The 26409-nt window shown below is 56.9% G+C and carries 25 protein-coding genes and 1 tRNA gene; 13 read left to right on the top strand and 13 right to left on the bottom strand.

Going from position 1 to position 26409, the window contains the following annotated elements; all coding sequences use genetic code 11:
* Positions 1–15 precede the first annotated feature (15 nt).
* On the top strand, positions 16–969 hold the full coding sequence (locus AC07VF_RS16790) for a 2-hydroxyacid dehydrogenase (RefSeq protein WP_495009230.1): 954 nt from the start codon (positions 16–18) through the stop codon (positions 967–969).
* A 381-nt stretch (positions 970–1350) separates the two neighbouring features.
* Here AC07VF_RS16790 and AC07VF_RS16785 read toward each other — a convergent pair whose 3' ends face one another.
* Positions 1351–2250, bottom strand: coding sequence for a LysR family transcriptional regulator (locus AC07VF_RS16785; protein ID WP_495009231.1), 900 nt, complete (start codon positions 2248–2250; stop codon positions 1351–1353).
* 153 nt (positions 2251–2403) lie between these two features.
* Between AC07VF_RS16785 and AC07VF_RS16780 the strand changes: the two genes are divergently transcribed.
* The gene (locus tag AC07VF_RS16780; RefSeq protein WP_122535388.1) at positions 2404–3048 is read left to right on the top strand and encodes a hydrolase; all 645 of its coding nucleotides are present in this window, start codon (positions 2404–2406) and stop codon (positions 3046–3048) included.
* A gap of 100 nt (positions 3049–3148) precedes the next feature.
* Here AC07VF_RS16780 and yacG read toward each other — a convergent pair whose 3' ends face one another.
* From yacG to pilB, 5 genes are read right to left on the bottom strand one after another with little or no spacing between them, the layout of a single operon-like run.
* The gene (gene yacG / locus AC07VF_RS16775) at positions 3149–3352 is read right to left on the bottom strand and encodes a DNA gyrase inhibitor YacG (RefSeq protein WP_074888353.1); all 204 of its coding nucleotides are present in this window, start codon (positions 3350–3352) and stop codon (positions 3149–3151) included.
* Positions 3352–3972: a dephospho-CoA kinase gene (gene coaE / locus AC07VF_RS16770; RefSeq protein ID WP_346629255.1), complete on the bottom strand. Its 621-nt coding sequence runs from the start codon at positions 3970–3972 to the stop codon at positions 3352–3354. Before coaE ends, yacG begins: the two co-directional genes overlap by 1 nt.
* Positions 3969–4841, bottom strand: coding sequence for a prepilin peptidase (locus tag AC07VF_RS16765; RefSeq protein WP_346629254.1), 873 nt, complete (start codon positions 4839–4841; stop codon positions 3969–3971). The genes coaE and AC07VF_RS16765 overlap by 4 nt, the downstream gene beginning before the upstream one ends.
* Positions 4842–4843: 2 nt before the next feature.
* Positions 4844–6061: a type II secretion system F family protein gene (locus tag AC07VF_RS16760; RefSeq protein WP_346629253.1), complete on the bottom strand. Its 1218-nt coding sequence runs from the start codon at positions 6059–6061 to the stop codon at positions 4844–4846.
* Positions 6062–6063: 2 nt separating this feature from the next.
* Positions 6064–7758, bottom strand: a complete 1695-nt coding sequence (gene pilB, locus AC07VF_RS16755) for a type IV-A pilus assembly ATPase PilB (RefSeq protein WP_346629252.1) — start codon at positions 7756–7758, stop codon at positions 6064–6066.
* 223 nt (positions 7759–7981) lie between these two features.
* Between pilB and AC07VF_RS16750 the strand changes: the two genes are divergently transcribed.
* The 5 genes from AC07VF_RS16750 (at position 7982) to AC07VF_RS16730 (ending at position 12296) form a co-directional block, all read left to right on the top strand.
* On the top strand, positions 7982–8416 hold the full coding sequence (locus tag AC07VF_RS16750; protein WP_346629251.1) for a pilin: 435 nt from the start codon (positions 7982–7984) through the stop codon (positions 8414–8416).
* Between the two features lie 136 nt (positions 8417–8552).
* Positions 8553–9962 (top strand): O-antigen ligase family protein, encoded by a 1410-nt coding sequence (locus AC07VF_RS16745; RefSeq protein ID WP_495009283.1) that lies wholly within the window; start codon positions 8553–8555, stop codon positions 9960–9962.
* Positions 9953–10028, top strand: a tRNA-Thr gene (locus AC07VF_RS16740). Before AC07VF_RS16745 ends, AC07VF_RS16740 begins: the two co-directional genes overlap by 10 nt.
* Positions 10029–10222: 194 nt before the next feature.
* Positions 10223–11458: an oligosaccharide flippase family protein gene (locus tag AC07VF_RS16735; RefSeq protein WP_346629249.1), complete on the top strand. Its 1236-nt coding sequence runs from the start codon at positions 10223–10225 to the stop codon at positions 11456–11458.
* Positions 11459–11651: 193 nt separating this feature from the next.
* Entirely contained in the window at positions 11652–12296 is a 645-nt protein-coding gene (locus tag AC07VF_RS16730) for a hypothetical protein (protein ID WP_346629248.1), read from the top strand.
* 367 nt (positions 12297–12663) lie between these two features.
* Here AC07VF_RS16730 and AC07VF_RS16725 read toward each other — a convergent pair whose 3' ends face one another.
* Both AC07VF_RS16725 and nadC read right to left on the bottom strand, forming a co-directional pair.
* Positions 12664–13158, bottom strand: coding sequence for an Hcp family type VI secretion system effector (locus AC07VF_RS16725; protein WP_346629247.1), 495 nt, complete (start codon positions 13156–13158; stop codon positions 12664–12666).
* 666 nt (positions 13159–13824) lie between these two features.
* Positions 13825–14673: a carboxylating nicotinate-nucleotide diphosphorylase gene (gene nadC / locus AC07VF_RS16720; RefSeq protein WP_495009232.1), complete on the bottom strand. Its 849-nt coding sequence runs from the start codon at positions 14671–14673 to the stop codon at positions 13825–13827.
* Between the two features lie 384 nt (positions 14674–15057).
* Between nadC and AC07VF_RS16715 the strand changes: the two genes are divergently transcribed.
* The 5 genes from AC07VF_RS16715 (at position 15058) to AC07VF_RS16695 (ending at position 22935) form a co-directional block, all read left to right on the top strand.
* Positions 15058–17298 carry a DUF1631 domain-containing protein gene (locus tag AC07VF_RS16715; RefSeq protein ID WP_495009233.1) on the top strand — a complete coding sequence of 747 codons (2241 nt, stop codon included), beginning with the start codon at positions 15058–15060 and terminating at the stop codon, positions 17296–17298.
* Positions 17299–17422: 124 nt separating this feature from the next.
* The gene (ampD, locus tag AC07VF_RS16710; protein WP_346628400.1) at positions 17423–17971 is read left to right on the top strand and encodes a 1,6-anhydro-N-acetylmuramyl-L-alanine amidase AmpD; all 549 of its coding nucleotides are present in this window, start codon (positions 17423–17425) and stop codon (positions 17969–17971) included.
* Positions 17972–17986: 15 nt separating this feature from the next.
* Entirely contained in the window at positions 17987–18823 is an 837-nt protein-coding gene (ampE, locus tag AC07VF_RS16705) for a regulatory signaling modulator protein AmpE (RefSeq protein WP_495009234.1), read from the top strand.
* A 420-nt stretch (positions 18824–19243) separates the two neighbouring features.
* Positions 19244–20653, top strand: a complete 1410-nt coding sequence (gene potE, locus AC07VF_RS16700) for a putrescine-ornithine antiporter (protein ID WP_495009235.1) — start codon at positions 19244–19246, stop codon at positions 20651–20653.
* On the top strand, positions 20650–22935 hold the full coding sequence (locus AC07VF_RS16695; protein WP_495009236.1) for an Orn/Lys/Arg family decarboxylase: 2286 nt from the start codon (positions 20650–20652) through the stop codon (positions 22933–22935). Before potE ends, AC07VF_RS16695 begins: the two co-directional genes overlap by 4 nt.
* Before the next feature lie 42 nt (positions 22936–22977).
* Here the strand turns inward: AC07VF_RS16695 and AC07VF_RS16690 are convergent, their stop codons facing one another.
* From AC07VF_RS16690 to AC07VF_RS16675, 4 genes are all read right to left on the bottom strand, one after another.
* Entirely contained in the window at positions 22978–23250 is a 273-nt protein-coding gene (locus AC07VF_RS16690; RefSeq protein WP_346629240.1) for a PA2433 domain-containing protein, read from the bottom strand.
* A gap of 238 nt (positions 23251–23488) precedes the next feature.
* Positions 23489–23770: a hypothetical protein gene (locus AC07VF_RS16685; RefSeq protein WP_346629239.1), complete on the bottom strand. Its 282-nt coding sequence runs from the start codon at positions 23768–23770 to the stop codon at positions 23489–23491.
* A gap of 69 nt (positions 23771–23839) precedes the next feature.
* A complete protein-coding gene (locus AC07VF_RS16680; protein ID WP_346629238.1) occupies positions 23840–24115 on the bottom strand; it encodes a hypothetical protein in 276 nt (91 codons plus the stop codon).
* A gap of 33 nt (positions 24116–24148) precedes the next feature.
* The gene (locus AC07VF_RS16675) at positions 24149–25327 is read right to left on the bottom strand and encodes a sugar transporter (RefSeq protein WP_192173350.1); all 1179 of its coding nucleotides are present in this window, start codon (positions 25325–25327) and stop codon (positions 24149–24151) included.
* A 392-nt stretch (positions 25328–25719) separates the two neighbouring features.
* Between AC07VF_RS16675 and AC07VF_RS16670 the strand changes: the two genes are divergently transcribed.
* Positions 25720–25923: a DUF6021 family protein gene (locus AC07VF_RS16670; RefSeq protein WP_192173349.1), complete on the top strand. Its 204-nt coding sequence runs from the start codon at positions 25720–25722 to the stop codon at positions 25921–25923.
* A gap of 140 nt (positions 25924–26063) precedes the next feature.
* On the opposite strand, the gene AC07VF_RS16665 is transcribed toward AC07VF_RS16670, so the two are convergent.
* On the bottom strand, positions 26064–26384 hold the full coding sequence (locus AC07VF_RS16665) for a YceK/YidQ family lipoprotein (protein WP_346629237.1): 321 nt from the start codon (positions 26382–26384) through the stop codon (positions 26064–26066).
* Positions 26385–26409 lie beyond the last annotated feature (25 nt).

Raw genomic sequence — 26409 nt, 5'->3', positions numbered from 1 at the left:
ATGAGCGAGATATTGATGAAACCTGAAATCCTCCAACTGAGCCCGATCCTGATCCCTGACATCAACGCGCGCCTGAACGAGCTTTACACTGTTCGCCCGTACTTCCAGCAGGCCGACAAGGCGGCTTATCTGCGCGAGCATGGCGCCAACATTCGCGGCGTGGTGACTGGCGGCCACACCGGCATCACCCGGGAAGTGATGGAGCAGTTGCCGAACGTGGAAGTCATCGCGGTCAACGGCGTCGGCACCGACGCGATTGATCTGGCCTACGCGCGGGACCGTGGCATTCGTGTCTCGGCCACTATCGGCGCGCTGACCGAAGACGTCGCCGACCTCGCCATCGGCTTGCTGATTTCAGCCTGCCGCGGGCTGTGCACCGGCGACCGTTATGTGCGCGCCGGCGCCTGGGCCAAGACCGCGACGCCGCTGGTGCCGCTGCCACTGGCGCGTCAATTCAGCGGCATGCGCATCGGCATCGTCGGCATGGGCCGGGTAGGGCGGGCCGTCGCTACACGCGCTGCTGCGTTCGGCTGCCCCATCAGCTACACCGACGTCAGCGCCATGGGCGACGTGCCTTACACCTTCGTCGGCGATCTGGTCGAATTAGCGGCGCAAAGTGACGCGCTGATCGTTGCTGCAGCCGCGGACAAAGCCAAAGGCATTATCAACGCGAAGGTGCTGGAAGCGCTGGGCGCGCAGGGGTTTTTGATCAACGTGGCGCGGGGCAGCCTGGTCAATGAGCCGGACCTTGTTGCAGCGCTGGAAGCGGGATCAATTGCTGGCGCGGGGCTGGATGTGTTCGCAGACGAGCCCCACGTGCCGGATGCCCTGTTCGCCCTGAAAACCGTGGTCCTGCAACCCCACCGCGCCAGCGCCACCGTTCAGACCCGCACGCGGATGGGTGAGATGGTGCTGGCAAGTCTGGCGGATGGCCTGGCGGGGAAAGTGCCGGTGGGGAGTGTGGTTTGAAGGGCATGATTGACTAAGCTGAAGCGCGTTCCTCGCGAAGCCGGTATTCCAGCTGCCATAGATGCAGCAGATGTTCCTGCCTCTTCGCGAGCAAGCTCGCTCCCACATGATGTGCGTCATACCCAAGAATCCTGGGTTAGATCACGGCCTTGCGGGAGTGAGCTTGCTCACGAAGATGGCTTTCCAGCCGCTGGATATTCAGCGGATGGTCCTCTCTCTTCGCGAGCAAGCTCGCTCCCACAGGATCGGCGCCATACCCGAGAATTCTGGGTAGATCACGGACTTGTGGGAGTGAGCTTGCTCACGAAGATGGCATTTCAGCCGCTGAAAAATCAGCGGTTGTACCCGCTTCTTCGCCAGCGAGCTCCCGAAAGGGTAGTGTCAAAACGCCCCCGACTCAACCGACAGCTCAGCCACCAGAAAATCAATAAACGCCCGGGTCTTCATAGGCACCCGCCGGGACGAGGGATACACCGCGTTGACCGTAATCGCCGGCGCTTCCCAATCGCACAGCACCGGCACCAAGCGCCCATCCGCCACCGCGCGCTCGACGATAAAGTTGGGCAGCAGCGCGATGCCCATTCCCGCCACGGCCGCCTGCGCCAGGATGTCACCGTTGTTCGCGTGTAATGGCCCGCTCACCGTCACCCGCTGGGTTTCCTTGCCGTTGCACAACTGCAAACTCACGCCGCTCTGCAGATAGCCGTAGCTCAGGCACTTATGGTGTGCCAGATCCTTCGGCGTTTGCGGCGTGCCTTCGCGCGCCAGGTAATCGGGCGAGGCCACCATGATCCTCGGCGCCGGCGCGAGTGAGCGCGCGATCATTGATGAGTCCGGCAGGCTGGCAATACGAATGGTCACGTCGAAACCGCCCTTGACCGGATCCACCTGCTGATCGCTCAACACCACTTGCAGCTCGACGTTCGGATGCAATTCGTTGAAGCGCGGAATTAGCGGCCCCAGACGACTCAGCCCGAACGACATCGGCGCGTTGACCCGCAACACGCCGCGTATCTCACCCATGCCGGTCCGCGCCCGTTGCTCGGCTTCGTCCAGCGAAGCGATGACATCCCGACACGCGTCGTAGTACTCGGCGCCCGCTTCCGTCAGATGCAGGCTGCGCGTGGTGCGCTGCAGCAACTGCACGCCGATGGCCTCTTCCAGCGCCTGAATCTGCTTACTGATTTTCGAGCGCGGCACATCCAGCGCGCGAGCTGCTGCGGCAAAGCCGTTGGCGCCCACCGTCGCGACAAACGCGCGCATGCATTCGATACGATCCATGACCGTCCCTGAATTGGAAACAATGAGTCCCGATTCTATGGGATTGTTCCTTAAGCAGCCAATCCGTAAATTCACTCCCAAGCCAGCCGCCAAGCAACCAGCGCAGCGGCTAATCCATATCGAACTCACTGCTGACTACTAAGGAATCTACCCATGTCCATTCGCGAACTGCTGAACCCAACCAACGCTGCGCTGATCCTGATCGACCACCAGCCGCAAATGGCTTTCGGCGTTCAGTCGATCGACCGCCAGACGCTGAAGAACAACACCGTCGGCTTGGCCAAAGCCGCCAAGATCTTCAACGTGCCGACCATCTACACCTCAGTCGAAACCAAAAGCTTCAGCGGCTTCATCTGGCCTGAATTGCTGGCGGTGTTCCCGGATCAGCAGCCGATCGAGCGCACCTCGATGAACTCGTGGGAAGACAAGAAACTGGTGGAAGCGGTCAAGGCGACCGGCCGCAAGAAGCTGATCATCGCAGCGCTGTGGACCGAGGTCTGCCTGAACTTCCCGACGCTGGACGCATTGGCGGAAGGCTACGAGGTGTACATCGTCACTGACGCTTCCGGCGGCACAACCAAAGAAGCCCACGACATGTCGGTGCAGCGAATGATTCAGGCAGGCGCAGTGCCGGTGACCTGGCAGCAGGTGCTGCTCGAATTCCAGCGCGACTGGGCTCACAAGGAAACCTACGAAGCGGTCATGGAACTGGTCCTGGAACACAGCGGGGCCTACGGCATGGGCGTCGACTACGCCTACACCATGGTTCACGGCGCGCCGCAGCGTAAGTTGGGCTAAAACCCTCGGCCACAAAAAAAGCTTCGCGATTAAGGTCGCGAAGCTTTTTTCGTTTTTGCGATTTAATGCGGGTCGCGGGCCATCCGGCCACTGAGTTAAATCAATGCTGACGAGGGTCGAGGTCACCTGAAAACAGTTCGTCTTCAGCGTCCGGCGCCACCGGAATCGCATGTTCTTCCGACGCCCAGGCGCCCAGGTCGATCAGCTTGCAACGGTCCGAACAGAATGGCCGGAATTTACTCTCCGGCGTCCACTCCACGGGCGCTCCGCAGGTTGGGCAATCGACGGTCATTGGTTGGCTCATCATTGGCCTCCACGCAAAGTTAAATAAAAGTGATGCAGACGCTCGACTTCGCTTTTCAGCCAGGCCGGGTCACGGTCATTGACGATCACATCATCGGCCCTGCCCAAGCGCTCATCGCGACTGGCTTGCGCCTTGAGAATCGCCCGCACCTGCTCCTCGTTGGTCTTGTCGCGCAACACCGTGCGCTCGATCTGCACCGATTCCGGCACATCAATGACCAACACCCGCTGCACCATCTGGTGCTGAGAAGTCTCCAGCAACAACGGCGACACCAGAATTGCATAAGCCGATTCAGCGCGCGCCAGGTACTGACGGATCTCCTCGCGGATTAGCGGATGCAGCAGGCTTTCGAGCCAGACCCGCTGCTGCGGATCCTTGAAAATCAGCTCGCGCAACGCTGAGCGATTCAGCGTGCCATCGGCCTGCAACACGCTGGCGCCGAAGTGCTCGGCAATCTGCGTCAGGGCAGGGCGCCCGGGTTCGACGACCCAGCGTGCAGCGTTATCGGCGTCCACCAAATGCACGCCGAGATCGACGAAGCATTGAGCGGCCGCACTCTTGCCGCTGCCGATGCCACCGGTGAGGCCCAGAATCCAGGGTTTTGACGCAGGAGAAGTCATCTGAAACCGGCGATCTGCAAATACGAAGTGGTTATTTGATCACCCCAGAGCAAAGCGATCCACCCCGCGAGCGCCAGATAAGGACCGAAGGGGATCGGCGTGCTGGTTTCGACATTGCGCAAACGCAGCAGAATCAGGCCCAACACCGCCCCGACAATCGACGACAACAGAATCGTCAGCGGCAAAATCTGCCACCCGCTCCACGCGCCAAGCATGGCCAGCAACTTGAAATCGCCGTAGCCCATGCCTTCCTTGCCGGTGATCAGCTTGAACAGCCAGAACACACACCACAACACCAGATACCCCGCGACCGCGCCCCACAGCGCATCGGTCAGCGACGTGAACAGCCCAAACGCATTCACGATCAGGCCCAGCCACAACAGCGGCAACACGATGGCGTCCGGCAGAAGCTGGTGATCGGCGTCGATCAGACTCATCGATAGCAGGCCCCACGTCAGCACCAGCATCGCACCTGCCTGCCAGCCGAAACCGAAATGCCAGGCGATAAAGGCTGAGAGTAAGCCGCACGCCAGTTCAACCAGCGGGTAACGCTTGCTGATGGGGGCTTTGCACTGGGAACACTTGCCGCCCAGGAACAGGTAGCTCACGACCGGAATGTTTTCCCATGCGCGGATTTTGTGTGAGCAGTGCGGGCAGCGGGAGTGGGGGAGGATGAGGTTGAAGGTTTCTGGTTGCGGCTCGGGGGGGAGGTCGAGCATTTCCCGGGATTGGGTTTTCCAGTCGCGGATCATCATTTTTGGGAGACGGTAGACGACTACGTTGAGGAAGCTGCCGACTAGCAGGCCGAGGATGAGCGTGCATAAAACGAAGGCCAGCGGAGAGCTGGCCAGGAGGTCGAGGAGGGGCATGGTTAGACGACTTGTCCGAGCTGGAAAATGGGGAGATACATGGCGATTACCAAGCCGCCAACGATCACGCCAAGCACTGCCATGATCATAGGCTCCATCAGCGAGGTAAGGCTGTCGACCATGTTATCGACCTCATCCTCGTAATACGTCGCGACCTTGTCGAGCATCGAGTCGAGGGCGCCCGACTCCTCTCCAATGGCCGTCATCTGCACTGCCAGCATGGGGAAGACCCCGGTGCTGCGCATTGAGAAGTTGAGCTGCATGCCGGTGGAGACGTCTTGTTTGACTTTGTTCACTGCGTTCTTGAAAACAACGTTGCCAGTGGCGCCTGCGACTGAGTCCAACGCTTCAACCAGCGGGACGCCCGCTGCAAATGTGGTTGAAAGTGTACGGGCGAATCGTGCGACCGCTGACTTGTACAAAAGCGGTCCAATAATGGGCATTTTCAGTAACAACCGATCGATCCAATTCCGGAATCTTTCAGACTTTTTGTGAGCATTTTTGAACGCCAATACCACTGCTACCAGGCCGATCAGGAATATGTACCAATAGCTTTGAAGCGCCTCGGAAAGGCCGATCACCATTAACGTAAATGCCGGAAGTTTTGCACCGAAGCCTGCGAACACTGACTGGAACTGTGGAACTACCTTGATTAACAGGATCGCACTTACTATAAGCGCGACGATAACTACCGCAATCGGATACGTCATCGCTTTTTTGATCTTGGCCTTTAGGTATTCTGTTTTCTCTTTATAGGTAGCGACGCGATCTAAAAGTGACTCAAGCGCACCTGCTTGCTCTCCCGCGTCCACCAGATTGCAAAACAGGTCGTCAAAATATAAAGGCTTCTGCCGCAACGCTGCTGCGAAGCTGTGGCCAGCCGCGACCTCCTGTTTTACGTCGTCTATGAGCTTGCGCATATTTGGGTTGTCAGATCCCTCGCTGATGATGTCAAAGGACTGCAACAGCGGCACGCCTGCCTTCATCATCGTCGCCATCTGACGGCTGAAAAATGCGATGTGCAATGGCTTGATCTTTTTACCCGAACCAAAAATCGAGACAGCTTTTTTCTTCACCCTTGTTGGGTTGATGCCTTGTTTTCGGAGCTGCGCCTTAACCAACGCTGGGTTGTGCCCGTTGATTTCGCCTTTCTGCTTGGTGCCTTTTTTATCGATACCTTCCCAAGTGTAAACGCTGACTTTTACTACTTTGGTTGCCATGCTCAATCCTTGGTCACCCGGTTGACTTCCTCAAGGCTGGTCATACCTTGCATCGCCTTCATCAGGCCTGATGTACGCAAATCGTTAAAGCCATCCTTACGCATTTGCTCGGAGATCTCGATGGAATTTCCCTCCCCCATAATGATTCGCTCAAGGGCCGGAGTGCTTTTAACAACCTCATAGATGCCGACCCGGCCTTTGTAGCCGCCGTTGCACTGTTCGCAGCCTACCGGTGAGTAAAGCTTAAACGAGCCGATTTTCGACTCCGGGAAACCTTCCGAAATCAAAGTTTCGCGCGGGATGTCAATTTCCTTTTTGCATAGAGGACAGAGCTTCCTCGCGAGCCGCTGTGCGATGATCAGATTAATAGCAGTCGCAATGTTGAAAGCTGCGACACCCATATGGTGAAGACGCGTAAGTGTTTCCGCAGCGCTGTTGGTGTGTAATGTCGACAAAACCATGTGGCCAGTTTGCGATGCTTTGATCGCGATTTCAGCGGTTTCTAGGTCACGAATCTCCCCAACCATGATGACGTCGGGATCTTGCCGTAGAAATGCACGTAGCGCTTGAGAAAAATCCATGCCATGACGCGGGTTAACGTTGACCTGGTTGATACCCTCCAAGTTGATTTCGACAGGATCCTCAGCGGTGGATATATTTATGTCGGCCGTGTTGAGAATGTTAAGGCCTGTGTAAAGCGAGACAGTTTTTCCGGAGCCCGTTGGACCCGTGACCAAGATCATCCCCTGCGGTTTGCTCAATGCCTCCAGATAAAGCGCTTTCTGCTCAGGTTCATATCCGAGCGCATCGATCCCCATCTGGGCGCTTGTAGGGTCCAGGATCCGCATCACAATCTTCTCGCCCCACAGTGTGGGCAAGGTATTAACTCGAAAGTCGATAGCGCGGTTCTTGGAAATTCTAAGTTTGATCCGGCCATCCTGAGGTCTGCGACGCTCGGAAATATCCAGGCTCGCCATGACTTTGAGGCGGGCGGCAATTCGGGCAGCCAGGTGGATCGGCGGCTTTGCCACTTCGTGAAGAATGCCATCCGTGCGAAGCCTTACACGGAAGATTTTTTCGTAGGGTTCGAAATGCAGGTCGGATGAGCCAAGACGGATGGCATCCATCAACATTTTGTTCACGAAACGGACGACGGGTGCGTCGTCTGCATCCTGGCCGCCAATAGCCGTTTCTTTGCTTTCATCAACGGCTTCAATTTCGAGGCCCAAGTCCACGTCGGCCAAGTCTCCCATGCCATTGTGGGAGTCAAAAAACCTTTCGATTGCAGCTGTGAGCTTGTCGTCTTCAACCAAGATTGCCTCGGTCGTTAAGCCGGTGCTGAACTGAATGTCGGTTATTGCCTGATGATTGGTCGGGTCCGATATGCCGACAAACAGCTTGTTACCTCTGCGCCAAATCGGCAGAGCGCAGTGTTGACGGATGAGTTTCTCGCTTATTAGGCCCCTGGGTTGGCTTTCCTTGTCGAGATTGCTGAGGTCAAAAAAGGGAACTCCGAACTCTTCTGACGCAAGCTCGGCCAGCGTTAAGCTTTTGACCAGTTTGTTCTGTACCAAATAGCTCACCAGTGACACTTTATCCCGGCGAGCCTGCTGATACGCTTGCTGCGCAGCTTTTTCATTCAGGAGTTCAGCGAGGACAAGCTGTTTAGCCAAACCTGTAAGCACGACATCTGTCATTACAACCACCACACCCAGTCAGTGGATGATTTATAGCGCAGTCAGGCTTGAGTTCCAAATGCCTGGATGCAGAGTGACGTAAATTGTCATCTTCTGCGCCCCGTCGACATCTGCACGGAGGCTGATACCACCCGCTTGCGGATTAAGCCGGTCGCGCGATGTGGCACGGGTTGTGCTGTGTAACCAGTGAGCGGCACCTAATTGACGATCGGAGAAGTACGTTATGAATTCGCAGAAAGGTTTTACCCTTATCGAACTGATGATTGTGGTAGCAATCATTGGCATTCTGGCTGCAATTGCGCTGCCGGCCTATCAAAACTACACCACCAAGGCTAGATACTCTGAGGTCATCTCAATCGCTGAAGGCTACAAAACCGCCGTCTCTGTCTGTGCCCAGTCTCTTGGTACTCTCACGGGCTGCGCATTGAATTCGAACGGCATTCCCGATACCACAGCCACCACCTACGTCGCTAGTGTTGCTGTATCCAACGTCGGTGCGATCACCGTTACTCCCAAGGCTGCTGGTGGTCTTACTGCAGCGGCAACTTACGTTCTTACACCGACGTTGAATGCCGCCACTGGATCGATGACATGGGCGGTTAGCGGTGGCTGTACTACGTCGACACCTGCTTTGTGTACTGCCAGCAGCGGTACGTAGGATCTGTCGTAACGAAGGCGCTCCGGCGCCTTTTTTTTCGCTCACATTGCCGTTTTGGTTATCGATGGGTAATTACTTTTTTTCTGACTGGCTTAAACCTCGATGGTTTCTAACGTGCTTTGGGCTCCTGTTGTTGATCCCCGCCATTATCTTTCCGATTTCGGGTCATGACTGGCAACGGGTTGCCCTTTTTACGACCTCAACAATATGTTTTTTAAAGCTTGCAAGCCGCTCTGGAGCTCAGCTTTTTCTGTTGCCTTTCAGCGCCCGGGCGCGCTGTGTGGGCGGAGGGATTCTGGTTCTAGGGATCTTTTCAGCGTTGCTTTCTCACCATGCAGGCTGGGCGTTTGTGGAAGTCGCTCTCCTAATAACGTGCTGCTGCATCGGCATCGCTATCGCATTTGAAAGACGTGACCTAGGCGTGAAATTCGACGAGATTCTGATTTCACTTGTCGTGTTGTTGTGTGCAGTTAAGAGTATGCAGTTCATCGCTGGAGCAACTGCTGCGTTTACTAATGGCGTAGGCATACTGGATACGACGCTACTTTTCGAAGGCTTCTCAAATCGCCGTACGTACGGCCATCTTCAGACGTTTACCCTCCCGCTCTTGGCATTCCCGTTACTTAGCAAATCCATTAGCAACCGTCAAAGAAGTTGTTTGATCGCGTTGCTGATCTGCTGGTGGGTGATCGCCATAGCTGGCGGTACCCGTGGCACCTGGCTGGGCATGGGCGCAGCTGGGCTTGCTTTGTGTTTCTGCGGCCCATCGGGGCGCAGGTGGGTTGGCTGGCAAGCTGCGACAGCTCTTGTGGGATGCTTGTTCTACTGGTTGATTTTCAGCGAACTGTCGTCTTATCTGGGTATTCAGACCCTAAATCCCGCTGGTGAAAGGCTCACCACGAACCTTTCGGCGCGGGAGATAATCTGGCAGCAGGCGGTGAGTATGATAGAAACAAGGCCGCTGCTTGGCTTTGGGCCAATGCAATTCGCCGACATCGCTAATCCAATTGCAGCTCATCCTCATCAAAGCGTTCTTCAATGGGCCAGTGAATGGGGTATTCCATCGGCGCTTCTTTTGGGATGGCTTGTTCTCAAGGGGCTCAACGCTACAGTCAGTCTCATCCAGAGCACGGTACATTCCACCGAGCCCGTGAATCAGCTACGCATTTGTCTATTTGCAAGTCTTGTAGGCGCTCTTGCTCAATCCATGGTCGACGGCATTATCGTTATGCCGTACTCACAGTTGTGGCTGTGCACAGTCATTGGGTGGTTAGTCGGACTCCACCGGTGGCAACCTCTGGCTTCACCGGTAAACACGACTTACCTTAGATGCTCGCTTGCTGCGATGGGCGGGGCAGTGGTCTTTCTGGGTTTCGTAGTGGCATCCGATGTGCCCCTGCTCAAGACTAATCGTCAGCTTTACCAATCCGAGTTCGGCGGGCATTTTCAGCCTCGTTTTTGGATGCAGGGCGTGATTGCCGATACGTCGGCACAGCAGTTGCTGCACGATGAGAGTCCTGATAAGTTTTCCTCAAAGCCGAAATAGCTCAGTCGGTAGAGCAGCGCACTCGTAACGCGAAGGTCGTAGGTTCGATTCCTATTTTCGGCACCATCTCTCATCAGCGGTCACACGGAAGCCCAAACCTCAACAAGCATAGGCATCAACCTGAGCATCACTACGGTCTCGCGACCTTCCTGCGCAGTTATAAAGAAAGGTCGGTTCGTGTTACCTCCATCACTTTGCTTCATCTCTCTCATTTGCCCGACTCGCCGGTATCACGGTTCCTTCCAGAAGGTGTACGTGCAATGGAGCTAGCGCCGAGAGCCGCATTCATCAAGCAGGTTGCGCCTCTGGCGATGCAGTGGGGCGTTACCGTTTACTCCGCAGCAGTCTCCTTGGGCCTTTCGGTCTTGTTCGCGCGCAGTATGGGATCGAGCTCGTTTGGGCATTACACCTACATCTATGTGCTAGTGACTGTTCTTGTGCTGATGCAGGACGCGGGGTTCAACGTCCTTCTGATGCGAGAGCGTGCGTCGCCATCCGCTGCTCTAAGCACACGTTATTTAGAGCTGCCAAGCACGGCGCTGATGCACCTGCTGGTAACCACTTCAGTTTTCATGTTGCTGGCTGGCGCACTGCATCTCTGGGTAGACGGGCCTGCTCTCATGGCCGGCATCTTTTGCTTCGCCATGATCACTCTCACGCAATGGCAGTCCTCCTGGTTCAAGGGGGCCGGGAATTTTGAACGAGATGCCCAGTTTCTGTTTTATGGCAGGACCGTAAGCGCCTTGCTTGTACTTGGGTCGGTGCTCATCGCTGGCGCTGCTCCGATGTCGATTTTTTTCGCGTGGGGGCTTGGTCTTGGGCTGACGCTCGGATGCCATTTCAAGCACTTTCCTCCATTGCGGCGAATTGAGTGGAAGGTTCCGGTTTGGGCCTATCGCAGCTCGGTCAGTTTCTTCGCGGTTGGTCTTGCTTCCACTCTCTATCACCACATCGACATCGTTATTCTCCGGCACCTGTTGGGAGAGGTGCCTGCGACTGGTCAGTATGCGGTAGCAACACGGATTCAAGACGGCCTGATGGCGCTGGCTACGCCGGTGGCTCTGATGCTGTTTCGGAGGATGAGAATACTGGCAGTGGATGGCGAAGAGGGAAGTCGATTCAGCCGCAACTCAGTGGTTGGAGCGGCGTTCGTCGGTTTGCTTTTGGCGGTGGGCGGATGGGTACTTGGCCCTTGGGTAGTAGGCCTCTTGTTCGGAAGCGATTACTCGGATGGGGCCCACACCATCATTCGTCTGCTGTTCACCGGACTGATTTTTGCGCTGCCGAACTATGTAATGGAACAGCATGCCATCGCCACCCAGCAGGAGCGCTGGTTTGCCAAAAGCTTGATTATCGCCGTCACGGTGAATGTCGCGCTGAACTTCATATTGATTCCAGTCATGGGCGTTGATGGCGCGGCCCTTGCAACTCTCTTAACAGAGATCTGCCTTTGCATAGCTCTTTGCTGTCGGCTGCGACGTACGTTGTTCAACTAGTTATTCCCAGTTGGTGAAGTCCTCCTAAGGTATGCGCGACGCGTGGACCACATCCGACCTTAAATGCGGTGGGACAGAAAGAGGGTGAATCGCATACAGATTCATATGGACGTATCGCCGCTTAGTTTAAAGGAGGCAGCGGGGGCGTAACCGGTGTATAGTGCGCTCTGTTAGCTGAATCAAGGACGAGCCAATGGATGAGTTTTGCGATACGAGGTCCAATAGTAGCCCGACATGGGGGCTTCTTGATGTTTTGAGGTGGAAGGTTGTTCCAGAGGCTTTAGGTGGCGGTCGGGACTATATACAGCGGTTTAAAGATGCCTGGGTAGTCCACAATAAGCTAATCATCAAGGCGGTTGCGCTTAAATACGCACTTCCCGTCGAACTTGTGGCTGGGGTTTGCTGGATTGAAACCGGTGGTGATCCCAACTTTATTGATAGAGTGGCTTTTGAGGTGCGTGCGTTCGATCACATTGGTAATTTTTCAACTGTGATTACGAATCAGCCGTCAAAAACTAGCTTTGGATGGGTAAGCATTCAACTTAAAACCGCTGCGTTGACAATAGGCTTGGATCCAGAGCGGATGGATGTAAGCCAATTACGGAGTTTGTCTTATTGTCTTGAACGCGATGTGTATAACATTGACTTGGCTGCCAAGCATCTCCGAATGCTTGCCGATCACGATGGTTTTACTTCCATTGGGTTAGATGAGGTCAGAGTAATTGGTGCTCGCTACAATAGAGGCATGGCTCTGTCGTTAGATAAAATAAAAGACAACACTAGATACGGAGACTTCATCGTAAAAAACTGGCTTCGTTTTAGTCAGCTTATGATGTGAACATTATGAATATAAATAGAAATGTATTGCGCGTGATTTTATATTTTCTCTTTTTCGTTCTCTTGTTCATGTTCGCGTTATTTCATGGGTCCAAGTATGACTGGATGGACTCGCTAGACCCTGCGCAAAGCCCCGCAGGCGGCTTGGTGGAAGATGATTCTAGCAATCGTTCAGTTTTCCGGGGTGTGATTCTGGCGCTGGTAATAGGAGTGCAGTTAGTTATAGTTTCTAGATGCTCTAAGCTGGAAGCAGCGCTGACAACAGCATTGCTAGTTTTGACAGTCATAGCCTTCTGGTAATGTGAAGGTCCGCCAACGCCATTGGCGGACCTTTGCGCCGATTTTCTCAGAGGCTATCGCTGATATGTTTATGCGAAGGCTTTATTCGCTGTTCGGTCCCAGCCACCGGATACGATGCCTGCACTTCCTCCATCAACCCGTCGTTGTTGTGTATATTCGAATTTGATACGTCCGTAATTTAGGGTTATGGCTTCTACAGGCAGGCCTGCAAGTTCGGCGCCTTGACCACTTACGGTAGATATCAAGACTTCTTCTAAAACAATGTCCAGATACTTGAATTTTTCAGCACCTGCCCGGTGTATGCGAATAGTTACATGTTCGATGTGCGACCCTCTGCAACACAGTTCGAATAATTTGGGTGTGGCCCGGTCAATGTACTTGGTAACGCGAAAGTCTCCTAAGCTGACGCCTCCTGCGGATGCGCCGCCATTCGAGCTGGCAGACTGACTGATTGACTGGATAGCGTCGTAGTGATACGAGAGTAGCTCGACCCAACCCTTGTGATCAGCATCAAGCGACTCTCCTTCAATACCGTTTACCTGCATGAATGCGTCGAATGACATATTAGCTTCCTGCTCTTGACTGTTGGAGGGGGAATGCTAACTTATGATCCGCACCATTGCCAGTCATGTGACCGCACCCAGTTCAAAGCCCTTGTAAGAAAGTGAGCGTGCCCCTCAGTCTGCGAAATCACATTGCAGTCGTCTCGCAGATATCACTGTGAGGCCTACGTCGCGCTATTGGCGGGGGAATGCCGCTCAATTAGAAGTCAGCTAGCCGAATAGTTAATTTCGCGGGGTTGAGGCAACTGATTCGAATTTTCAATCAATCTGGTTATCTGAATTGGCTTCGTGACAGTGAAGTGAGATGTCGCAGTGGGCGAAACTCCGTTCGAGACGATATTGCTCTGTGTTGAGATGCCGGCTTGATTGAACGACGGCACAACCCGGTCTTGAAGACCGGGCGTTTTTGTACCAACATCCATACCATCCCGCCAGTCAACAAATCCCCGGCGGAATCCCGTCCTTATTGAAATCCTTCAACCGCTCCTTCTCCTCCTCAGTCGAGTGAGCCGGAACGTCTTCTTCAGGTTCGACAGGTTGCTTCTCGTCAGCCATCGTCATTTCCTCATTCGTCTAATCAACAATCCGATCTCAAGAACCTCGAGCTCCTAACAAGCAGAGCCCGAGCACCCGTCGCAGTTCAACCTTTAAGACGCTGCCACAACATCAGAGGCTCAGTCGCATCGACAAATCCACCGCCTTCACATCTTTAGTCAGCGTCCCAATGGAAATGTAATCAACCCCAGTCTCGGCTACGGTGCGCAACGTCGCGTCAGTCACACCCCCGCTGGCCTCCAGCTTGGCGCGACCCGCCGTGAGGCGCACAGCCTCGCGCATGTCGTCCAGGCTCAGTTCATCAAGCATGATGATGTCAGCGCCACCGTCGAGGGCCTGTTTGAGTTCGTCGAGGCTCTCCACTTCGATTTCCACGGGCTTGCCCGGCGCGATTTTGTGCGCGGCCGTGATGGCTTCCGCAATGCCGCCACACGCGGCGATGTGGTTTTCCTTGATCAGGAAGGCGTCGAACAAGCCGATGCGGTGGTTATGACAGCCGCCGCAGGTGACGGCATATTTCTGCGCCATTCTCAGGCCCGGTAGGGTCTTGCGGGTGTCGAGCAGTTTGACCTGAGTGTCGGCGACCATGTCAGCGTAGTGCTGCGCGCGGGTGGCAACGCCTGACAGCAGCTGCAGAAAGTTGAGCGCGCTGCGTTCGCCCGTCAGCAAGGAGCGGGCGGGACCTTCCAGGTGAAACAGCGCTTGATTGGGCTGCACGCGATCGCCGTCGACGATCTGCCAATGCACGGCGACGCGCGGATCAAGCTGACGGAAAACAGCATCGACCCACGCCGTGCCGGCAATCACGGCAGCGTCCCGGGAAATGACGGTGGCTTTGGCCAGTCGCTCCGCCGGAATCAGCTGCGCGGTGATGTCGCCACTGCCCACATCCTCCAGCAACGCACGGCGCACGTTGGCTTCGATTTCGGCAGTGAGGGCGTCAAGACGTAGGTTTGGCATATCAGGCTCCACGGACTAAGTGCGCCGAGTATATGGCAGACGCGTGTACCAACCTACGTACGCCAGGTGTCCACTCGAATGCATAACCTGCACTTTGTCGGTTTTTTCCTCGCTTATGCGACAGATTGTGATTTTGATGGTCTATCGCTGCACATGTCCCTTCGCCGCCTTCTATTATTCCAATTAAGGCGAAGAGTCCGCTGGCGAGCGGCCCAGATTTACCTGATACTTTCGCCTTGTATTTGACGTCATAGCGTTGACGTTAGCCTGCAACATCCCAAGGGATAAAATTTTGAGATCCGTCCGAATGGAGTCGAGTCTTCCTTCGCTGCGGGGTGTAGCTGTTGTTAAAGCAGTTGTGTCGACGGTGTGAAGGAGTCCTTGATGCAGAACGACGGTAACAAAGTGGTGCCCTTGAAGGCAGGTGCGGATCATCCCGGTTCTTCGCCTGTCGCTCGGCTGCCCGTCGTTCTGCTTCAAGTTCGTGACCGGGCCGCCCAGCAACTGAAGGAAAGCCTGCAGACGCTGTTCGACAATGCCGACGACACGCTTTTCGAAATGGCCGACCGTGCTCACAACAACGCTGAGCAGAACATCTTTTTTGAAGCCATGCGCGACTTGCGTTTGAAGCGCAAAAGCATCGAGCGCAATTTCCTCGACAAGTTCTTTGAAGCATTCCTGCGCCTGGGCCAGTACGAAGTGGCCGAGCCCCCGATGCCCGAGCCCGTTTCCTACGACAAGCTTGCACTGGTCCATAACGATGATCTCGAACGCACAGTTGCGGTTGACGCGATGGTGGTCAAGGTCATGAGTCGCGACGGTATCGCCCTCGGTCAGCTGACCACACGTTTGAACGTACTCATCCCCCAGCCGTTGACCGACGAGACCAATCCGTTGGGCCCGACGCTGCTGTGCGACTATTTCCTGCAAGCCGGGCGCAGTCTGGGCGTTGAAATCAAGGTGAAGCTGATCATTCTCAAGCTGTTTGAGAAGTACGCCTTGAGCAACGCCGATCAGCTTTATGAGGAAGCCAACCAGTTGTTAATTTCCGCAGGTGTATTGCCGGAATTGAAGGCATTGCCGTCCCGCCGCTCGACTGATCGTATTGCCAGCGTGCCGCTTTCGAGCGAAGCCGTGCGTGCCGACAACGCCGCCATCCTGCAGGCGACCGAAAGCCTCGATAAAAGCGTGCAGGACGTGTTTTCCGCGCTGCAGGGGTTACTGGTGCACGTGCGTGGTCATCTGACGCCGCGCCCTGATTCGGTGACCGATGCGCGCCCAATTTCCAGCCAGGACTTGCTGCGTCTACTGTCCCACTTGCAACAGTACGTCCCGAAAGTTGAGGAGAGCGACGATTTCGATCTGCGCGCTCAGCTTGAGCAGTTGATCAGCCGGGTCAGCGCGAGAAGCGGTAAGTTTCGCGTCGTCGGCACAATGGATGAGGACGTTATCAACCTCATCTCGATGCTGTTTGAGTTCATCCTCGACGACCGCAACCTGCCGAGTTCGCTGCGTGCGTTGATCGGTCGTTTGCAGATTCCGATGCTCAAGGTTGCGGTCATCGACAAGAGTTTCTTCAGCCGTGGCAGCCACCCTGCGCGCCGGCTGCTGAACGAAATCGCCTCTGCAGCGCTTGGCTGGGGTGGTCGCGATGACACCCAGCGCGACTCGCTCTACGCCCGCATCGATCAGATCGTCCAGCGCCTGCTCCACGATTTTGTCGATGACCCGGCGATCTTCACTGAACTGCTGGTGGATTTCCTGGCCTTTACCAGTGACGAGCGTCGTCGCAGCGAACTCCTTGAGCAGCGCACCCGTGACGCCGAACAAGGCCGCGCATTGGCCGAGTTGGCCCGGCAGCGCGTGCAGCAGGCGTTGAACGATCGCCTGCTCGGCAAGACCCTGCCGCAGGTGGTTGTTCGCCTGTTGCAGGAGGCCTGGAGCAAGGTCCTGTTGCTGACGTGCCTGAAGCACGGTGATCAGTCGAGCGAGTGGGCTTCAGGCCTCCAGGCCATGGACGATCTGATCTGGAGCGTCGAGCCCCATGATGAGCCGGAAGCGCGACAGCGTTTGCTCGAGCTGGTGCCGGGGCTGCTGAAGTCCCTGCGCGACGGCTTGAGCAGCGCCGCTTTTGATCCGTTTGCCACCAGCGAATTCTTCAGTCAGCTCGAAGTGTTGCACGTACAGGCGTTCAGCCATGTAGCGCGGACGCCAAAAGGTGATGCGGAAGGCGATCAGCCGCAGTCCGCTAACGGCCCCACGATGATGGCGGTGGTGGAGGAGATCGTGCTGGTTGGGCCGGGCGAGCAAATTCAGAACGAACCGTCGACGCAGCTGCCTGCTGACGACGAAGGTTTGTTGCAGGTCGAAAAGCTTCGTCTGGGAAGTTGGGTAGAGATCCAGGAAGACGAATCCCACAAGCTGCGTTGCAAGCTGGCGGCGATCGTCGAGCCGAGCGGGCGCTACGTGTTCGTCAATCGCACCGGCATGAAGGTCCTTGAGAAAACCCGTATGGGCCTTGCGGTGGAATTCCGTCGCGGCACGATTCGTGTTCTCGACGATGCCCTGCTGTTCGACCGCGCGCTGGAGTCGGTGCTAGGTAATCTGCGCAAGCTCAAGGGCTAAGCGCCAGATAGGTCCTACGACTTCTGCCTGCGAATCTGCGTGACCTCCAGGCTGATTCGCCATCCACATCCTTTCCAGTCGCGGGCATACTGCGCGCTGTCGTTTCACGCCCTAAGGACTTCCCATGCATCTGGACCCTGCCACCGGCTGGTGCCACGGCGCGCAACACTGCCCTTCACCCAATTTCAATGCCCGGCCGGAAAACGAAATCTCGTTGCTGGTCATCCACAACATCAGTCTGCCGCCCGCGCAGTTCAAGACCGGCAAGGTCCAGGCGTTCTTCCAGAACCGGCTGGACGTCACAGAACACCCTTACTTTGAAGGCATCGCCGAGCTGCGGGTCTCTGCGCATTTCCTGATTGAGCGCGACGGCGAGGTGACACAATTCGTATCGTGCCTCGACCGTGCCTGGCATGCGGGTGTGTCGGTGTTCGAGGGGCGCGAGACGTGCAATGATTTTTCCGTTGGCATCGAGCTTGAAGGCACTGATGATCAACCCTTCACCGACGTGCAATATGAGGCGTTGATCGAGCTGACCCGCCAGTTGCAGACGGCTTGGCCGGCGATTACGACGCAACGCATATGCGGTCACAGCGACATCGCGCCGGGGCGCAAGACCGATCCGGGTCCGTGTTTTGACTGGGCGCGGTTTCGTGCCGCCTTGGACGTTTGAAGTGAGGAACAGCTAATGAGTTTTCTGGTTTTGCTACTGGCGGTCTGGGTCGAGAAGTTCTCGGCCCTGCGCCAGCGTATTCAGCGCGACGGGCCATGGCTCACTCAATTGAGCCGGCTGGAATCCAACCCACGCTCGGCCAAACGGCCGTGGTGGATTTTGATGGTGACGGTTGTGCTGCCTTTGGTGGTCCTCGCCCTGGTATTGGTGATTGTCGGCTCGGTGGCCTATGGCTGGCTCGCGTTGCCGATCCATTTGCTGGTGCTGATTTACAGCCTGGGCCGTGGCGACGTCAAAGCCACACTCGGCTCATTTCGGGACGCCTGCCGTCGGGGCGATCAGGAAGCAGCGGTTCTGGTTGCCGAACGTGACCTGGGTGTCCGGGCCGAGAATGAAGAGCAGCTATTGGGCGGAGCTCAAACGTACCTGCTGTGGCAGATTTATCAGGGCTTCTTCACGGTGATTTTCTGGTATTTCGTGCTCGGTCCGGTCGCTGCGTTGGCGTACCGCTTGCTGGCGCTTGCCTCGGAACACGGCAAGACCCCGGCGCTGGTCGAACGCGCGACCCAGGCAAGGCATGCATTTGACTGGGTGCCTGTGCGCTTGCTGGCGGCCAGCTTTGCACTGGTGGGCAACTTCGTCGCGGTCAGCCGCGTGATGCTGAGCGAATTGCTCAACTGGAACATCAGCGCCTCGCGCCTCATCAGCAAAGTCGGCTGCGTCGCCGGCGAGGTCCCCGCGCCAGTGGTGGGCGTCGAGGGCGTCAATAGCCTGGATGTATTGTGGGAGTTGCTCATTCGCTCGGCCATCGTCTGGTACGTCGGCTTTGCGCTGATCACGCTGTTTGTTTAAAGCCGTGCCAGATTCTCCGTTTACCCGGCAGCTGCGCAGTCGCGCAGCCAACGCCGCTTAGGTGGGATTTAGCAAGCTGGCTCCCATGGTTCGATTGGCCTCCAAATTAGCGTCTGCAAAGTGAGGCCATTCAATCCCTGATCATGAAAAATGATCTTCATGGCCTAGATGCTATTCGTCATCCGGTTGATATAGATCAATGCCCCTCTTATTTCTGACGCTATCCTCTTTTGCCTCCGGTTAGATGCCGCCATCCCTCTGAACTATCAGTTCTTTCCAACGTTATTCAACCTTCCAAAACCATAACTAGCCCAAGCAAAGATGGCTTGTCGCCAGCAACTAGCGGCCGGCTGTTTCTTGATTAACAAGAATCCTTTGCTATAGCTAAACCCTCTCACTTCTTCCAAATAGGGCAACGGAATGTCAGTCGCTAAGAAAATGAGCGTGGGTCAGCTCACGATGTTGACTGCGGTCAACATGCTGGGATCCGGCATTGTGTTGTTGCCCACCAAACTCGCCGAGGTCGGCGGCATTTCCATTCTTTCGTGGCTAATCACGGCCACCGGGTCGCTGGCTCTGGCCTACGCTTTCGCGCGGTGCGGCATGCTCAGTCGCAAGACCGGCGGCATGGGCGGTTACGCGGAATATACGTTCGGCAAGTCGGGTAACTACATCACCAACTACACCTACGGTTTGTCTTTGTTGATTGCCAACGTGGCCATCAGTACCACCGCAGTTGGATATATTCAGACGCTGTTCGATATCAAGTTGGGTTCGCTTGAAGTCGGTCTCGCCACCATCGCGCTGTTATGGATCACCACGTTCGCCAACTTCGGCGGCGCGAGTATTACCGGCAAGATTGGCGCAGTAACCGTATGGGGCGTTATTGCGCCCGTCGTGCTGGTTTCGACCATTGGCTGGTTCTGGTTTGAGAGCAGCACCTATGCGGCAGGATGGAACCCCCACGACAAGACCTGGTACGAGGCCGCGGGCGCTTCGGTGGCGATTACCTTGTGGGCGTTCCTCGGTCTGGAGTCGGCGTGCGCCAACGGTGATGCAGTGGAAAACCCCGAGAAGAACGTGCCCATCGCAGTGCTCGGTGGGACCCTCGGCGCAGCGGTGATCTACATCGTGTCGACCAACGTCATCGCCGGCATCGTCGACAACGCGGAACTGGTTTCTTCAACCGCGCCGTTCGGGCTGGTGTTCGCCAAGATGTTTAACCCCATGGTCGGCGACATCATCATGGGGCTCATGGTCCTCGCGTGCATCGGCTCGCTCTTGGGCTGGCAGTTCACGGTGGCACAGGTGTTCAAAAGCTCGGCGGACACCGGATACTTCCTGCCGATCTTCGCCAAAGCCAACAAGTACGGAGTGCCGATCATCAGCATGTTGATCCTGCTGGCGATCCAGACCGCTCTGGCGCTGTTGACCATCAGCCCCGACCTGGCCAAGCAATTCGACACCCTGGTCAATCTTGCAGTGGTCACCAATCTGGTGCCGTACATCCTGTCGATGGCGACGCTGATGACCCTGCAAAAGGTCTCCAACGTGCCGCCGCAAAAAGCCCTCATCACAAACATCGTGGCCGGCATCGCGACCGCGTACAGCTATCTGGCGCTGTACAGCTCCGGCGCCGAAGCGTTGATGCTTGGCGGGGTGGCGACCATCGTCGGCTACACCCTGTTCGGTTACGTCAACACCCGCCTGATCCGGCTCGAAGCGCTGAACAACAGCGTACCCACCCAGACCGTCGCGGCGCAGCACATCGTCGGCGAGCCGATCCCCGTCAATAACCTGAAGATGGCCAACCTGGAGACTCGACCATGAGCGACAACAGACACTTGCTGGGCATGCTGGCGCTGCTGGTCAGCAGCCAGCCCGACAAACGCAGCGTGTTCGGCCGGGCCCTGATCCAGTTGATCAGCGACGTGGAAGACCGCGCCATCAGCGTGCTGACCTCCGAAAGCCTGAGCGATGCGAAGTCGATCCTCAGCTCCGATCCGGCGATCCAGTGTGTGTTGCTCAGTTGGGAAATGGACAGCAGCGACGACCACAAGGAATGCATCGATCTGCTCACCACCTTGCGTGAGCGCAACACCCGTGTGCCGGTGTTTCTGATCAGCGATCGCAGCACGGCGTCGAGTGTGCCGTTGATCGTCATGCAGCACGCCGATGACTTCATCTGGCTGCCCGAAGACACCAGCCGCTTCCTCAGCGGACGCATCATGGCGGCCATCGAACGCTATCGTCAGGCGGTGTTGCCACCGATGTTCGGCGCGCTGCTGAAGTTCGCCCGCAGCTACGAATATTCCTGGCACACCCCGGGCCACGCTGGCGGCACGGCGTTTCTGAAGAGCACCGCAGGCCGCGCGTTTTACGAGTTTTTCGGCGAGAACCTGCTGCGCTCGGACCTGTCGATTTCCGTCGGCGAACTGGGCTCGTTGCTCGACCACAGCGGCCCGATCGGCCAAGGCGAGCGTTATGCGGCAAAGGTGTTCGGCGCCCACCGCACGTACTACGTGACCAACGGCTCCTCAATGTCCAATCGCGTGATCCTGATGGCCAGCGTGACCCGCGACCAGATCGCCTTGTGCGACCGCAACTGTCACAAGTCCGCCGAGCACGCGATGACGCTGTCCGGTGCGATCCCGACCTACCTGGTTCCGACGCGCAACCGCTTCGGCATCATCGGCCCGATCCTGCCGCGGACCTTGAGCGCCGAGAGCGTCAAAGCCGCCATCGCCAGCAACCCGCTGGTCAAAAGCCACATCGACCCGACGCCGGTGCATGCCATCGTCACCAACTCCACGTACGACGGCCTGACCTATAACGTCACCCGCGTCGAAGAGCTGCTGGGGCAGAGCGTTGACCGGCTGCATTTCGACGAAGCCTGGTACGGCTATGCGCGGTTCAACCCGCTGTACAAGGACCGCTTCGCCATGCACGGCCGCCCGGAGGATCACGATCCGTCCAAGCCCACCGTGTTCGCCACGCAGTCGACCCACAAGCTGCTCGCGGCGCTGTCCCAGGCCTCAATGATTCATGTCCGTAACGGCCGCAACCCGATTCCCCACGGGCGGTTCAACGAGTCCTACATGATGCACGCGTCGACTTCGCCCAATTACGCGATCATGGCGTCGTGCGATGTCAGCTCGGCAATGATGGAAGCGCCAAGTGGCCAGATTCTGACCAACGAATCCATCGAAGAAGCCGTCGCGTTCCGTCAGGTCATTTCGCGCATGCAGACCGACATGCTGAGCCAGGACGACTGGTTTTTTTCCTGCTGGCAGCCGCCTACAGTGCAGGTCGAGGCCACGGCGATTGCGTTTCACGAAGTCGATCCGGTGCGGCTCAAGACCGATCCGAATTGCTGGGTCTTGCACCCCAACGAGGTGTGGCACGGCTTCGGCGACATCGAGGACGGCTACTGCATGCTCGACCCGATCAAGGTGTCCATCCTCAGCCCGGGCATGGGCGACGACGGCAACCTGATGGACTTCGGCATTCCGGCCTGTGTGCTCAGCGCTTATCTGGGTCATCAGGGCATCGTCGTCGAGAAGACCACGGACTTCACCATCCTTTTCCTGTTCTCCATCGGCATCACCAAGGGCAAGTGGGGCACGCTGGTGAACGCGTTGCTCGACTTCAAACGCGACTACGACAACAACCTGGAACTGGAGCTTTGCCTGCCCGAATTGCTGGCCGCGAATCAGCAGCGCTATGCCGGCATGGGGCTGAAAGATCTGGCGGAAGACATCTTTGCCGCGATGAAAGAGACCAAGACCACGGCGGCCATGTCGAAGGCGTTCGGCACGTTACCCAAGGCGGAATTCAGCCCGGTGGAAGCGTACGAGAAGTTGGTCAAGAACGAGGTGGAGCAGGTCACTTTGGAGGAGGCCGCCGGGCGTATTGCCGCGACGGGCATCGTGCCTTATCCGCCAGGCATCCCGCTGCTGATGCCTGGGGAAAACGCAGGGCCTGCGGACGGGCCGTTGCTGGCCTATCTTCGGGCGCTGGAAAGCTTCGATCGGTCGTTCCCCGGCTTCACCCATGACACCCACGGGATTGAAAGCGAAGCGGGGGTTTATCGAATGCTGGTGTTGAAATAGCTTCAGCGCTGAAGGAGGTGGGCCGGCTGGCGCACCTCCGGCTCAGTTGCTCTGCGCCTTTTGCAGCGCTTGCTGTGTCAGCGCCACACACTCACGCCCGCCATCGTCGTTGTGCCGCGCCAAGGCCGCTTCGGCGCGGTGCACGGTGGTGTCGATATCGTTTTTCACGGCGTCGCTGAGATTGGGGTTGGCGACTTTCGCGTCACGAACCTTGCTCAGGTTCATCTGGCACTGATTGTTGTCGTCGTTGGCAGTTGCCGCGAAGGGCAGGGCACAGGCAGTCAGGAGCAAGCCGGCGAGCAGGGCGTGTTTCATGTTGGCTTCCGCAGAGGTAAGTGTGTGGCTCGTTATCTGTACGAGCTTTCCGCATCAGACCTCAGATTCCGGATTTCCGCCAGTGGGTGCCAAAGCAAACGCGACTATCGATTGCCGACATAAGCTCCGATTGGCGTCCGCGGCAGGGATCAGGCAGATGCCCAAAAAGAAAAGCCACCCGTGTCGCCAAGGTCGGGGTTACCTGGCTGCAGGGGTGGCAATGTGCAAAAAACTCTATTTACAAGCTGCGCGACTGAGCTGACTGTCGAGCTTGGCGTGCAGGTCGGGCCTGTTCAACTTCCAGCAAGTGCATGGCCAGTACGTCAGTCAAAAACCGGAACTGATCGTTGAAGCCCACCACCTCATTGCTGAAGTGGTTCTCGGCCGAAGGCATCATGAAGCCGCCGAAGCGATTGTCCTCAACGAGACCGTGGCTGTTCTTGAGGGCGATGACATGTTGTGAGTAATGGTTCTTCCCGAACTTGGGAAAACTAACGTGCAAAGTGACGTCTCGGGTCATGTCGATTGCTCCGCATCTAACAGAAAGTTGAAAGCGTGAAAGGTGCTGATAAGTGTCAGCTACTTGGCCTTAGTTGGCCGGTGCCACAACACGATGATCCTCTTCGTCCGCGGTCATCACGACCGATCCCAGATCGAAGAGTTTGAGGGCGACGACGTAGCTGGTGAGAGCTGCGAGCGTCAAGCAAGTAAGGAGATGAACGATCATTTTTCCTGCCCTCGGTTCGTGTTTGGGTGTGAGGGCGATGGTACGCCCATGAGTTTTGAGCGGAAGGCATTCGCGGGAATGTTGGTTATCGATGGGAATGATGGAGGGGAGCGCGGTGGGCGCAGCAAACGCACTCAAGTGTGTCTGCTGCTTTAATCCTGCGGTTTGTCACTACGCCCGAATGGTTTCGCCATACCGATGCGTCGCCAGGCACGCCAGCAGCAAGCCACTGATCGCGACCATCCCGCCCACCAAGCCGATGTTGGCCACGCCGAGCTGGCTGATCACCACGCTGCCCAGCAGTGCGCCGCCGCCGATGCCAATGTTGTAGATGCCCGAATGCAGTGCCATTGCCACGTCCGTGGCATCCGGCGCCATCGCCAGCACCTTGGACTGCATCACCAGACCAAAGCACATGATCGCCATGCCCCAGACCACACTCAACGTACCCATCGACGAGGCATTGCCGGACAGCGGCAGCAGCAGAATCAGACACGCCGCCAGCGCGCCGATCGCGGTGATCAGCAGGCCGCGCGGGTAACGGTTGTTGTAACGGCTGAAGATCACCGACCCCACGATCCCGGCACCGCCGAATAGCAACAGGATCACGGTGGTCATGTCGCCATTCATCTTCGCCACGATCTGTGCGAACGGTTCGATGTAGCTGTAGGCCGTGAACTGCGCCGTGACCACCAGAGCGGTCAACAGATAAAGCGACATCAAGGCCGGGCGCTTGAACAGCATTGGCAGGCTGCGCAACGAACCCGAGTTCTGGCTCGGCAGCAGCGGAAGCGATTTCATCAGCACCAGAACCGTAAGGCCCGAGGCAATGGCAATCGCCAGGAAAGTCGCGCGCCACCCCAGCGCTTCGCCCAGCATGCGCCCCAGTGGAATGCCGAGCACCATCGCCAGCGCAGTGCCGGTTGCCAAGAGCCCGAGGGCTTGAACCTGTTTACCCTCCGGCGCCACTCGCACGGCCAGCGATGCGGTGACCGACCAGAACACGGCGTGGGCCACTGCGATACCGACGCGACTGACCAGCAGCATGCCGAAGCTCGACGACAGGCTCGACATCACATGGGCGGCGATGAACGTCAGAAACACAAACAACAGCAACTTGCGCCGCTCAATGTTGCGGGTCAGCAGCATCATCGGCAGCGAGGTCAGGGACACGATCCACGCATATACCGTCAGCATCAGGCCGACTTGGGCAGTGGTCATGTCGAAGCTGTGGCCGATGGCACTCAACAAACCCACCGGCACGAATTCGGTGGTGTTGAAGATGAAGGCCGCCAGGGCCAGCGCGATTACGCTTAGCCAACTTCCGGTGTGTGCGTTAGTGGTATTCATTAAAACGAATGCCCTCCTGAAGAATTCGGTTGGCCGCGTCCCCAACAAAAACGCCGACAAGCAGGAAGACCGCTCGAGGCGTTTGCCTGGGCGGTGCATGCGGTCAGCTGAATATTATAAGTATGGGGAGATGCGACGAGATGTTACGGATTCTACGCCGTTGTAAACGTTGTCACAACGCAGGCCCGGGTTGAGAGGGGCGTTCATTTGTCGCAGTCGTGGTGCAGCGCTTGCGTTGAGCAGCGGCGACAGAAGTGGGGCGTGATGAGATCCGCTTTCAACCTGAGGCGCCGCGAACGAAACCGCCCGTCTAATCCGGGGCACTTGGCGGGCTCAGGGGATTCTGATGATCATGGTGCGGATAACTCGCACGTAAACGAGGAGATTGAATCATGGCTAACGACACTTCGCTTACAGGGACCTCCACGCACACGGATCCGGACAAAGAGCTTGGCTTCAATGAAGAGTCGCCCGATGTTTCCGATCCGCAGGTAGACCCGACCGAACCCGCGCGGACCGAGAACGATCCGGTGACCGAAGAGCCAACCACTCGCCGCGGTAATGACGAGCCGCTGCCGGGGAAGGGCGGGGTTTGATCGACTCGCGCTGAACTCAAAAGCCCTGCTGACTTAAGCGGGGTTTTTTTATGGCTGACATTCGGCGCGCCATCGCGGTGTCGCGCTTCCGGGATCGCCAAGGCTTCGCGGCAGGCCTGCGAGTGCTAACGGTGTGCTGATCAACGTTGTTTGCGTTTGACCGGGATGACCCCGAGCTCATTCTGCTGATAGATCGTGAAAGGCAGGACGAGGGTATCTGCAATTCCTGAAAGCAGCATGTCAGCCGCAGCGATCGGAGCCGACTCGTGCACGCCATACCTCTCCGGCGCGTCCAGAGTGCAATACCCGTAAGCAAAGCCGCTGTAAACGCGGGGGATCTGCGAACAATACGAATGCCAACCGGCCAGATTGTCCGATGCCTTGGGCGCGTTGTAGAGCGTGATGATCGTGCCGCAGCCGGATAGCGTCGTGATCATTAATGCTGCAATCCATTGCTTCATGGGCAGTCCTTGTTTTGGGTTGCTG

It is taken from the genome of Pseudomonas sp. GW821-FHT02H06, from assembly GCF_059421525.1.
Note: the sequence above shows the minus strand (reverse complement) of the source record. Positions and strands in the feature narration are given on the sequence as shown.

Coding starts and splice junctions, on each gene's coding strand:
- AC07VF_RS16790 (WP_495009230.1), top strand. CDS start 16: ATGAAACCTGAAATCCTCCAACTGAGCCCGATCCTGATCCCTGACATC.
- AC07VF_RS16785 (WP_495009231.1), bottom strand. CDS start 2,250: ATGGATCGTATCGAATGCATGCGCGCGTTTGTCGCGACGGTGGGCGCC.
- AC07VF_RS16780 (WP_122535388.1), top strand. CDS start 2,404: ATGTCCATTCGCGAACTGCTGAACCCAACCAACGCTGCGCTGATCCTG.
- yacG (WP_074888353.1), bottom strand. CDS start 3,352: ATGAGCCAACCAATGACCGTCGATTGCCCAACCTGCGGAGCGCCCGTG.
- coaE (WP_346629255.1), bottom strand. CDS start 3,972: ATGACTTCTCCTGCGTCAAAACCCTGGATTCTGGGCCTCACCGGTGGC.
- AC07VF_RS16765 (WP_346629254.1), bottom strand. CDS start 4,841: ATGCCCCTCCTCGACCTCCTGGCCAGCTCTCCGCTGGCCTTCGTTTTA.
- AC07VF_RS16760 (WP_346629253.1), bottom strand. CDS start 6,061: ATGGCAACCAAAGTAGTAAAAGTCAGCGTTTACACTTGGGAAGGTATC.
- pilB (WP_346629252.1), bottom strand. CDS start 7,758: ATGACAGATGTCGTGCTTACAGGTTTGGCTAAACAGCTTGTCCTCGCT.
- AC07VF_RS16750 (WP_346629251.1), top strand. CDS start 7,982: ATGAATTCGCAGAAAGGTTTTACCCTTATCGAACTGATGATTGTGGTA.
- AC07VF_RS16735 (WP_346629249.1), top strand. CDS start 10,223: ATGGAGCTAGCGCCGAGAGCCGCATTCATCAAGCAGGTTGCGCCTCTG.
- AC07VF_RS16730 (WP_346629248.1), top strand. CDS start 11,652: ATGGATGAGTTTTGCGATACGAGGTCCAATAGTAGCCCGACATGGGGG.
- AC07VF_RS16725 (WP_346629247.1), bottom strand. CDS start 13,158: ATGTCATTCGACGCATTCATGCAGGTAAACGGTATTGAAGGAGAGTCG.
- nadC (WP_495009232.1), bottom strand. CDS start 14,673: ATGCCAAACCTACGTCTTGACGCCCTCACTGCCGAAATCGAAGCCAAC.
- AC07VF_RS16715 (WP_495009233.1), top strand. CDS start 15,058: ATGCAGAACGACGGTAACAAAGTGGTGCCCTTGAAGGCAGGTGCGGAT.
- ampD (WP_346628400.1), top strand. CDS start 17,423: ATGCATCTGGACCCTGCCACCGGCTGGTGCCACGGCGCGCAACACTGC.
- ampE (WP_495009234.1), top strand. CDS start 17,987: ATGAGTTTTCTGGTTTTGCTACTGGCGGTCTGGGTCGAGAAGTTCTCG.
- potE (WP_495009235.1), top strand. CDS start 19,244: ATGTCAGTCGCTAAGAAAATGAGCGTGGGTCAGCTCACGATGTTGACT.
- AC07VF_RS16695 (WP_495009236.1), top strand. CDS start 20,650: ATGAGCGACAACAGACACTTGCTGGGCATGCTGGCGCTGCTGGTCAGC.
- AC07VF_RS16690 (WP_346629240.1), bottom strand. CDS start 23,250: ATGAAACACGCCCTGCTCGCCGGCTTGCTCCTGACTGCCTGTGCCCTG.
- AC07VF_RS16685 (WP_346629239.1), bottom strand. CDS start 23,770: ATGACCCGAGACGTCACTTTGCACGTTAGTTTTCCCAAGTTCGGGAAG.
- AC07VF_RS16675 (WP_192173350.1), bottom strand. CDS start 25,327: ATGAATACCACTAACGCACACACCGGAAGTTGGCTAAGCGTAATCGCG.
- AC07VF_RS16670 (WP_192173349.1), top strand. CDS start 25,720: ATGGCTAACGACACTTCGCTTACAGGGACCTCCACGCACACGGATCCG.
- AC07VF_RS16665 (WP_346629237.1), bottom strand. CDS start 26,384: ATGAAGCAATGGATTGCAGCATTAATGATCACGACGCTATCCGGCTGC.